General features: G+C 68.6%; 4 protein-coding genes. 2 read left to right on the top strand and 2 right to left on the bottom strand.

Annotated elements, in window-relative coordinates:
• Positions 1 to 17: 17 nt before the first annotated feature.
• A complete protein-coding gene (locus tag ABD324_RS34815) occupies positions 18 to 797 on the bottom strand; it encodes an SDR family NAD(P)-dependent oxidoreductase (RefSeq protein WP_344427316.1) in 780 nt (259 codons plus the stop codon).
• Positions 798 to 907: 110 nt separating this feature from the next.
• Positions 908 to 2,566 carry a class I adenylate-forming enzyme family protein gene (locus tag ABD324_RS34810; protein WP_344427314.1) on the bottom strand — a complete coding sequence of 553 codons (1,659 nt, stop codon included), beginning with the start codon at positions 2,564 to 2,566 and terminating at the stop codon, positions 908 to 910.
• A gap of 614 nt (positions 2,567 to 3,180) precedes the next feature.
• On the opposite strand from ABD324_RS34810, the gene rpoB reads away from it, so the two are divergent.
• Both rpoB and ABD324_RS34800 read left to right on the top strand, forming a co-directional pair.
• Entirely contained in the window at positions 3,181 to 6,699 is a 3,519-nt protein-coding gene (rpoB, locus tag ABD324_RS34805; RefSeq protein WP_344427311.1) for a DNA-directed RNA polymerase subunit beta, read from the top strand.
• 36 nt (positions 6,700 to 6,735) lie between these two features.
• The gene (locus tag ABD324_RS34800; RefSeq protein ID WP_344427308.1) at positions 6,736 to 10,638 is read left to right on the top strand and encodes a DNA-directed RNA polymerase subunit beta'; all 3,903 of its coding nucleotides are present in this window, start codon (positions 6,736 to 6,738) and stop codon (positions 10,636 to 10,638) included.
• Positions 10,639 to 10,669: the final 31 nt, after the last annotated feature.

Below are 10,669 nucleotides of genomic sequence, written 5' to 3'. Positions count from 1 at the left end.
GCCGTTCGTCTTCCGGCTCAGCCCGGGGCGTACGTCGAGAGGTTCGGGTAGTTCGAGATGTTCCAGCCGCCGTCCACCGCGAGGCTCGACCCGGTGATGTAGCTCGCCTGATCGCTGGCCAGGTACACGCACGCGTCGGCGATCTCCTCCGGACGCGCCGGCCTTCCCAGCACGACCCGGTCGACGAAGTCCTTCGCCAGCTCCTCCGCGGCCAGGATGCGCGCGATCATCGGCGTGTCCGTGAGCCCGGGCAGCACCGCGTTGACCCGGATGCCGTGGGCGCCGAGCTCCAGGGCGGCGTTCCTCGTCAGGGCGTCGACCGCGGCCTTTCCCGCCGCGTACGCGCTTCCGCCGTGCAGCGGAACCCAGGAGTTCAGGGAGGACACGTTCACGATCGCCCCGCCGGTGCCCTGGGCGCACATCTGCCTGGCTGCGTGCCTCGTGGTGAGGAACGTCCCGTTGAGGATGACGTCGACGGTGAACTTCCAGTCCTCCGGGTCGATGTCGACGATGGCCCCGATGCGGGTCGTCCCGGCGATGTTGAAGGCCAGGTCGAGGCTGCCGAAGGTGCTGACCGCGGCCGTCACCGCCTTCTCGATGTCGGCCTCCGACCGGACGTCGCCGACCACCGCCGCGGCCTGGTCCCCGAACTTCTTCGCCGCGGTGGCCAGTGTCTCGGCGTTGACGTCGAAGAGGACGACCCGCGCACCTTCCTCGACCAGCTTTCTGCTGGTCGCGGCGCCGATCCCCGATGCTGCGCCGGTGACGAGGGCGACCTTGCTCTCGAAGCGAGACATTGAACCTCACGTGTGGTTGCTGCCGGGCGAACGTGCTCGCACGATAAGTGGCCGTCCGGTAAATTGGCAACGAGGCCTGTCCGCCCCCCGTCGGCACCATCGGTGCCCGGTCACGGTGCGGGCGGCCGCAGCTCCCGGCGCAGGAGCTTGCCGCTCGCGGTCTTGGGGATCTCGTCGAGGAACTCGACCTGGCGCGGGTACTTGTAGGCGGCCATCCGCTCCTTGGTGAAGGCGATCAGCTCCTCGGCCGTGGCCTCGGTCCCCGGGCGGAGGCTGACGAAGGCCTTGACGGTCTCGCCGCGGTACTCGTCCGGCACCCCCACGACCGCGGCCTCCCGCACCGCCGGGTGCTCGTAGAGGGTGTCCTCGACCTCGCGCGGCCAGACCTTGTAGCCGGACACGTTGATCTGGTCCTTCTTGCGGTCGACGATGTAGAACCAGCCGTCCGCGTCCATGTACCCGACGTCGCCGGTGTGCAGGGCGCCCCCCGGCAGTGCGCGGGCCGTCTCCTCGGGCTTGTTCCAGTAGCCCTTCACGACCTGCGGCCCGGTCGTCACGATCTCGCCGACCTCGCCCGGCGGCAGGTCCTGCCCGTCCTCGCCGACGATCCGCACCACGGTGTCGTAGACCGGCACCCCCACCGACAGGGCGCCGCTCGTCGGGTCCACCGGCGCCTCGGCGTGCGCCGGCGTGCAGTGCGACGGCGAGGTGGTCTCGGTGAGGCCGTAGATGTTGTGGATGTACTGGCCGAAGGTGTCGCGGAACGCGGCGACCGTCGAGGGCGGGATGGGGGCGCCGCCGGACCAGATCTTCGTGAGCGTGGCCAACGCGTCCGACGAGGCGCCGGGGGCGTTCATGAGCGCGATGAACACGGTGATCGAGCCGACCGTGAAGGTGGCCCGCTCGGCCGCGATCGTCTCCAGCACGGCGGAGGGCTCGAAGCGGTGGGTGAGCACCAGCGGCGCCCCCAGCAGCATCGCCGCCGTGACGTGCCCGACGAGCCCGGTGATGTGGAACAGCGGCGCCACGCCGAGGATGACGTCGTCGCCGCTCAGCTCGCAGAAGCCGCGGTAGACCTGGGAGGTGAAGACCAGGTTGGCGTGGGTGTTCATGGCGCCCTTGGGCGGCCCGGTGGTGCCGGAGGTGTAGGTCAGGACGGCGGTGTCCTCCGGGGCGGGGGAGACCGACGGGGGCCGCTGCCCCCGGAACCGCTCGACCAGCCCGACGAGATCGACGGTGCCCTCGCACGCGATCCGCGTGACGCCGCCGAGGAGCCGGGAGTCGTTGCGGCTCTGGAACTCCAGCTCGGACGTGGTGACGACGGTCCGGACGGCCGTGTCGCCGACCACCGACGCCGCGACGTCGCGGTACAGGTTCTCCAACGTCACCAGCACCCGCGAGCCGGAGTCGTCGAGCAGCAGTCTCAGCTCCCGCTCCCGGTTCATCGGGTTGACGTTCACCGCCACGGCGCCGGCCTTCCAGGTGGCCAGCAGGGCGATGACGTACTGCGGGTCGTTCTGCAGGTAGAGCGCCACCCGGTCGCCGGGGGACAGGCCGGTGTCGAGCAGGCCGGCGGCGAGGGCGTCGGACAGCTCGTCGAGCTCGGCCCAGGAGATCCGGCCGTCGAAGTAGCGGAGCGCGTCCCGCTCCCCGGCCCGGGCGACGGTCGCCCGGAACAGCGAGAGCATGTCCGGATGGTCGAGGGTGATCGAGTCGGGCTGCCCGGGGTCGTAGCGGGCCAGCCAGGGGCGGTCGTCGTCACCGGTCACGGTGCGCCTCCGTCAGCGTTGAGGAAGGGACTGACACCGATCATGACCCCCCCGGGCCCCGGGCGTAAACTCTCCTCGGGCCCCGGAGTCACTGCTCCGTTCGAGTGAACTTCTCGTCGGGCGACGAAGGGTCCGGAGGGGCGCCCGGGAGTCGGCCACGGTGCCCCGGGCCACGAGATTGCCGGTCATCCTGCATTTCGGACCACTTACCGACGCGTACGGTCTTGACGCGGTGCGCCTCCAGGGTCACTCTTACGTCACGGTGCTTGGCTGACCCTGGTGAGCTGAGCTACTTGTCTCGACAGTCGCTGCGTTCGCAGCTAGTCTGACTCTTTGCGCTGCCTCCGTCCAGGTTCGGCGTGCACGCTGTCGGAAGTCCACCGGCCACAGAGTCGACGAGAAGTCGGAGATTCTGCACCGGGTCGTTCGTCCGTCAGTGTGCTCGGCGGACCTGGGTCGGCGGTCGCGCACTGACAACAGACGGCGAGTCCAGCTCCCCGGCGACACCTGACCGCGCCCGCCCGGCCTCCGCACCCGGAGTGGCGTGTTCGAGACGGTAGCGCTTCGGGGGCCGAATTCGCCAGACGAGAGCGTAGTTCTCGGAAGGACGCATCTTGGCTGTCTCCCGCGCCACCGTGACCACTGCGAACCCGGGTAGTGCCGTATCGGCGAACCCGAACTTCCCTGGCGCACCCACTCGAGTCTCCTTCGCGAAGATCGCCGAGCCGCTCGAGGTTCCCGACCTTCTCGACCTGCAGATCCAGTCGTTCCAGTGGCTGGTCGGCGACGAGGCGTGGTTCCAGCGCCGGATCGACGCGGGCGACGAGAGCCCGGTCGGTGGTCTCGAGGAGATCCTCACGGAGATTTCTCCGATCGAGGACTTCTCCGGCTCCATGTCCCTGTCCTTCTCGGACCCGCGCTTCGACGAGGTCAAGGCCTCCGTCGAGGAGTGCCGGGACAAGGACATGACCTACGGCGCCCCGCTGTTCGTCACCGCGGAGTTCACCAACAACACCACCGGCGAGATCAAGAGCCAGACGGTGTTCATGGGTGACTTCCCGGTGATGACCGACAAGGGCACCTACATCATCAACGGCACCGAGCGCGTCGTCGTGTCGCAGCTCGTGCGCTCGCCCGGTGTCTACTTCGACCACGCCATCGACAAGACGACCGAGAAGGACGTCTACTCGGTCAAGGTCATCCCGAGCCGGGGTGCGTGGCTGGAGTTCGACGTCGACAAGCGCGACACGGTCGGTGTGCGCATCGACCGCAAGCGCCGGCAGCCGGTCACCGTCCTGCTGAAGGCCCTCGGCTGGACCACCGAGCAGATCCAGGAGCGTTTCGGGTTCTCCGAGACGATCCTCGCGACGCTCGAGAAGGACCACACCGCCGGGCAGGACGAGGCGCTGCTCGACATCTACCGCAAGCTGCGCCCGGGCGAGCCGCCGACCCGCGAGAGCGCGCAGACGCTCCTGGAGAACCTGTTCTTCAAGGACAAGCGCTACGACCTCGCCAAGGTCGGCCGGTACAAGGTCAACAAGAAGCTCGGTCTGGCGGAGCCCACCAAGGTCGGCACGCTGACCGAGGAGGACATCGCCACCACCATCGAGTACCTCGTCCGCCTGCACGCCGGCGAGACCTCGATGAAGGCCTCCTCCGACCCGACGGGGGCGACCGAGATCCCCGTCGAGACGGACGACATCGACCACTTCGGCAACCGCCGCCTGCGCACCGTGGGCGAGCTCATCCAGAACCAGGTCCGCGTGGGCCTGTCCCGGATGGAGCGTGTCGTGCGCGAGCGCATGACGACGCAGGACGTCGAGGCGATCACGCCGCAGACCCTGATCAACATCCGGCCCGTCGTGGCCGCGATCAAGGAGTTCTTCGGCACGTCGCAGCTGTCGCAGTTCATGGACCAGCACAACCCGCTGGCCGGCCTGACGCACAAGCGGCGTCTGTCCGCGCTGGGCCCGGGTGGTCTGTCCCGTGAGCGGGCGGGCTTCGAGGTCCGCGACGTGCACCCGTCGCACTACGGCCGCATGTGCCCCATCGAGACCCCCGAGGGCCCGAACATCGGCCTGATCGGCTCGCTGAGCACGTTCGCGCAGGTCAACCCGTTCGGCTTCATCCAGACGCCGTACCGCAAGGTCGTCGACGGCGTCGTGACGGAGCAGATCGACTACCTGACCGCCGACGAGGAGGACCGCTACGTCGTCGCGCAGGCCAACGCGCCGCTCAACGACGACGGCTCCTTCACCGAGGACCGCGTCCTGGTCCGCCGCAAGGGCGGCGAGGTCGATCTGATCACGCCGCAGGGCGTCGAGTACATCGACGTCTCGCCGCGGCAGATGGTGTCGGTCGCGACCGCGCTCATCCCGTTCCTCGAGCACGACGACGCGAACCGTGCCCTCATGGGCGCGAACATGCAGCGCCAGTCCGTGCCGCTGCTGCGTTCCGAGTCGCCGCTGGTCGGCACCGGGATGGAGCTGCGCGCCGCGGTCGACGCCGGCGACGTCGTCGTCACCGAGAAGGCGGGTGTGGTCGAGGAGCTGTGCGCCGACTACATCACGATCATGGCGGACGAGGGCACCCGGCAGACGTACCGGCTGAACAAGTTCCGGCGCTCCAACCAGGGCACCTGCAACAACCAGAAGCCCATCGTGGACGAGGGGCAGCGGGTCGAGGTGGGCCAGGTGCTCGCCGACGGCCCCTGCACCGAGAACGGTGAGATGGCCCTGGGCAAGAACCTGCTCGTGGCGATCATGCCGTGGGAGGGCCACAACTACGAGGACGCGATCATCCTGTCGCAGCGCCTCGTGCAGGACGACGTGCTCACCTCGATCCACATCGAGGAGCACGAGATCGACGCCCGGGACACCAAGCTCGGCGCCGAGGAGATCACCCGGGACATCCCGAACGTCTCCGAGGAGGTCCTCGCGGACCTGGACGAGCGCGGCATCATCCGGATCGGCGCCGAGGTCCAGCCCGGCGACATCCTGGTCGGCAAGGTCACGCCCAAGGGCGAGACGGAGCTGACCCCGGAGGAGCGCCTGCTCCGCGCGATCTTCGGCGAGAAGGCGCGCGAGGTGCGCGACACCTCGCTGAAGGTGCCGCACGGCGAGAACGGCAAGGTCATCGGCATCCGGGTCTTCTCCCGCGACGACGACGACGAGCTGGCGCCGGGCGTCAACGAGCTGGTCCGCGTGTACGTGGCCCAGAAGCGCAAAATCTCCGACGGCGACAAGCTCGCCGGCCGGCACGGGAACAAGGGCGTCATCGGCAAGATCCTCCCCGCCGAGGACATGCCCTTCCTGCCGGACGGCACGCCCGTCGACATCATCCTGAACACGCACGGTGTGCCGCGACGGATGAACATCGGCCAGGTCCTGGAGACCCACCTCGGGTGGATCGCCAAGTCCGGCTGGGAGATCGAGGGCAAGCCCGACTGGGCGTCGAAGATGCCCGAGGAGCTCTACTCCGTGCCGCCGAACACGAACACGGCCACGCCGGTGTTCGACGGCGCCAAGGAGAACGAGATCACCGGGCTGCTCGCGTCGACGCTGCCCAACCGCGACGGCAACCGCATGGTCGGCCCGGACGGCAAGGCGCAGCTGTTCGACGGGCGCTCGGGCGAGCCGTACCCGTTCCCGGTCGCGGTCGGCTACATGTACATCCTGAAGCTGGCCCACCTGGTGGACGACAAGATCCACGCGCGCTCCACCGGCCCGTACTCGATGATCACTCAGCAGCCCCTCGGCGGTAAGGCCCAGTTCGGTGGCCAGCGCTTCGGGGAGATGGAGTGCTGGGCGATGCAGGCGTACGGCGCGGCCTACACGCTGCAGGAGCTGCTCACCATCAAGTCCGACGACGTGGTGGGCCGGGTCAAGGTCTACGAGGCCATCGTCAAGGGGGAGAACATCCCCGAGCCGGGCATCCCGGAGTCGTTCAAGGTGCTGCTGAAGGAACTTCAGTCGCTCTGCCTGAACGTCGAGGTGCTCAGCTCCGACGGTGCCGCCATCGAGATGCGCGACACCGACGACGAGGACCTCGAGCGCGCCGCGGCCAACCTGGGCATCAACCTGTCCAGCCGCCCCGGCAGCGACTCGATGACCGTCGACGACGTCGTCAACTGACCCGATCCGTCCACTACCGAAGGAACTGAGGACTTAGTGCTCGACGTCAACTTCTTCGACGAGCTGCGGATCGGCCTGGCTACCGCCGAGGACATCCGCCAGTGGTCGCACGGCGAGGTCAAGAAGCCGGAGACCATCAACTACCGCACCCTCAAGCCCGAGAAGGACGGACTCTTCTGCGAGAAGATCTTCGGTCCGACCCGGGACTGGGAGTGCTACTGCGGCAAGTACAAGCGCGTCCGGTTCAAGGGCATCATCTGCGAGCGCTGCGGCGTCGAGGTCACCCGCGCCAAGGTGCGGCGTGAGCGGATGGGCCACATCGAGCTGGCGGCCCCCGTCACGCACATCTGGTACTTCAAGGGTGTGCCGAGCCGGCTGGGCTACCTGCTCGACCTGGCGCCGAAGGATCTCGAGAAGATCATCTACTTCGCCGCCTACGTGATCACCTCGGTGAACACCGAGCTGCGCCACCAGGACCTGTCCACGCTCGAGAACGAGATGAGCGTGGAGCGCAAGCGGGTCGAGCAGCGCCGCGACGGCGACCTGGAGGCCCGGGCCCAGAAGCTCGAGGCGGACGTCGCCGAGCTCGAGGCGGAGGGCGCCAAGAGCGACGTCCGCCGCAAGGTCAAGGAGGGTGGCGAGCGCGAGATGCGCCAGCTCCGCGACCGTGCCCAGCGCGAGCTGGACCGGCTCGACGAGATCTGGACGACGTTCGCGAAGCTCGACGTCCAGCAGCTCATCGCGGACGAGGGCCTCTACCGGGAGCTGTACGACCGGTACGGGGACTACTTCACCGGGGCCATGGGCGCCGAGGCGATCCAGAACCTGCTGCAGACGTTCGACATCCCGGCCGAGGCCGAGAAGCTGCGCGAGATCATCCGCAGCGGCAAGGGGCAGAAGAAGCTCCGCGCCCTCAAGCGCCTCAAGGTCGTCGCGGCGTTCCAGACCACGGGCAACTCGCCCATGGGCATGGTGCTCGACTGCGTCCCGGTCATCCCGCCGGACCTGCGCCCCATGGTGCAGCTCGACGGTGGCCGCTTCGCCACGTCGGACCTGAACGACCTGTACCGCCGGGTCATCAACCGCAACAACCGCCTCAAGCGACTGATCGACCTCGGCGCGCCCGAGATCATCGTCAACAACGAGAAGCGGATGCTGCAGGAGGCCGTCGACGCGCTGTTCGACAACGGCCGCCGCGGCCGGCCGGTGACGGGCCCGGGCAACCGGCCGCTCAAGTCGCTGTCCGACCTGCTCAAGGGCAAGCAGGGCCGGTTCCGCCAGAACCTGCTCGGCAAGCGCGTCGACTACTCCGGCCGTTCGGTCATCGTCGTCGGCCCGCAGCTGAAGCTGCACCAGTGCGGTCTGCCCAAGCAGATGGCGCTGGAGCTCTTCAAGCCCTTCGTGATGAAGCGGCTCGTGGACCTCAACCACGCGCAGAACATCAAGTCCGCCAAGCGGATGGTCGAGCGCGGCCGCTCGCAGGTGTGGGACGTGCTCGAGGAGGTCATCTCCGAGCACCCCGTGCTGCTCAACCGCGCGCCGACGCTGCACCGCCTCGGCATCCAGGCCTTCGAGCCGCAGCTGGTGGAGGGCAAGGCCATCCAGCTGCACCCGCTGGTCTGCGAGGCGTTCAACGCGGACTTCGACGGTGACCAGATGGCGGTCCACCTGCCGCTGTCGGCCGAGGCCCAGGCCGAGGCCCGGGTGCTGATGCTCTCGAGCAACAACATCCTGTCGCCGGCGTCGGGTCGTCCGCTCGCCATGCCGCGTCTGGACATGGTCACGGGCCTGTACCACCTCACCCGCGAGCGCAAGGACGCGACCGGCAACGGTCACTCCTACGGCTCGGTGGCCGAGGCGATCATGGCCTACGACCGGAAGGCCCTGCACCTGCAGGCGCCGATCCAGATCCGGCTGCCCGGGGTCGCCCCGATCGCGGGCACGGAGCTGGCGGAGGGTGAGGTCTGGAAGGCCTCGACCACGCTCGGTCGCGTGCTGTTCAACGAGCTCCTCCCGGCGGACTACCCGTTCATCAACGACGCGCTGCCCAAGAAGGCTCAAGCCAAGATCATCAACGAGCTGGCCGAGCAGTACTCGATGACCGAGGTCGCCCAGGTCCTCGACCGGCTCAAGGACGCGGGCTTCTACTGGGCCACGCGCTCCGGCGTCACGATCGCCATCTCGGACGTCGTGGTGCCGGAGAGCAAGCAGCAGATCCTCGACGGGTACGAGCTCAAGGCCGACCAGGTCAACAAGCGGTACCAGCGCGGCGCGCTCTCCCACCAGGAGCGCAACGACGAGATGGTCAAGATCTGGACCCAGGCGTCCGAAGAGGTCGCCAAGGCCATGGAGGACAACTTCCCCGAGGACAACCCGATCCCGCTGATCGTGAAGTCCGGGGCCGCGGGCAACATGACGCAGGTCCGGCAGCTCGCCGGTATGCGTGGTCTGGTCGCGAACCCCAAGGGTGAGTACATCCCCCGCCCGATCAAGGCGAACTTCCGCGAGGGCCTGTCCGTGCTGGAGTACTTCATCTCCACGCACGGCACCCGGAAGGGCCTGGCGGACACCGCGCTGCGGACCGCCGACTCGGGCTACCTGACCCGTCGTCTGGTCGACGTCTCGCAGGACGTCATCGTGCGCGAGGTCGACTGCGGCACCTCCCGCGCGGTCGCCATGGCCGTCACCGAGGAGACGGCGGACGGGACGCTGATCCCGCACCGCTACATCCGCACGTCGGTGTACGCCCGGTGCTCCGCGGAGGAGGTCCGGGACGCGGCGGGCAACGTCATCGTCGAGAAGGGTGGCGACCTCGGTGATCCCGCGCTCGACGCCCTCGTGGCGGCGGGCGTCCGGGAGATCCGGGTGCGCAGCGCGCTGACCTGCGAGTCCGGTACCGGCATCTGCGGCATGTGCTACGGCCGCTCGATGGCGACCGGCCAGCTGGTCGACGTCGGCGAGGCCGTCGGCATCGTCGCCGCGCAGTCCATCGGTGAGCCGGGCACGCAGCTGACGATGCGTACCTTCCACCAGGGTGGCGTCGCGGGCGACGACATCACGACCGGTCTGCCCCGTGTCACCGAGCTCTTCGAGGCCCGGGTGCCGAAGGGCAAGGCGCCGATCGCCGACGTCGACGGCCGCATCCGCATCGAGGACGGCGACCGCTTCTGGAAGATCACCCTCACGCCGGACGACGGCGGCGAGGAGATCGTCTACGAGAAGCTGTCGAAGCGTCAGTGGCTCGCCATGACGAACGACAACGGCGAGGAGCGCCCGCTCCGCGACGGTGACCGCGTCCAGGTCGGCCAGCTGCTCCTCGAGGGCACGGCGGACCCGCACGAGGTGCTGCGCGTCATGGGCCCGCGTGAGGTGCAGCTGCACCTCGTGCGTGAGGTGCAGAAGGTGTACCGCACGCAGAGCGTGGACATCCACGACAAGCACATCGAGGTCATCGTCCGGCAGATGCTCCGCCGGGTCACGATCATCGACTCGGGTGCCACCGAGTTCCTGCCGGGCGCGCTCGCCGAGCGCGGCGACTTCGAGACGCAGAACCGGCGCGTCGTGGCGGAGGGCAACGAGCCGGCCTCCGGCCGTCCGGTGCTCATGGGGATCACGAAGGCCTCGCTGGCCACGGAGTCGTGGCTGTCCGCGGCCTCGTTCCAGGAGACCACCCGGATCCTCACCGATGCCGCGATCAACGGGAAGCGCGACAAGCTCGTCGGGCTCAAGGAGAACGTGATCATCGGCAAGCTGATCCCCGCCGGTACGGGGATCGGCCGGTACCGCAACATCCAGGTGCAGCCCACGGAGGAGGCCCGCGCGGCCGCCTACGCGCTGCCGAGCTACGACGACGGCTACTACAGCCCCGACGTGTTCGGCACGGGCACCGGTGCCGCGGTCCCGCTGGACGACTACGACTTCGGTCGCGACTACCGCTAGCGCTAGCAGGTAGCCGAGAAGGGGCCGGTCG

Origin of the sequence: Pseudonocardia ailaonensis (assembly GCF_039531635.1) — a bacterium.
Lineage (GTDB): Bacteria > Actinomycetota > Actinomycetes > Mycobacteriales > Pseudonocardiaceae > Pseudonocardia > Pseudonocardia ailaonensis.
The sequence above is the reverse complement of the archived record's forward strand: the minus strand, read 5'-3'. Positions and strand labels throughout refer to the sequence as shown.

What these genes read in the sequence shown, in the direction of transcription:
- ABD324_RS34815 (WP_344427316.1), bottom strand. Translation starts at nt 797, where the DNA reads ATGTCTCGCTTCGAGAGCAAGGTCGCCCTCGTCACCGGCGCAGCATCG.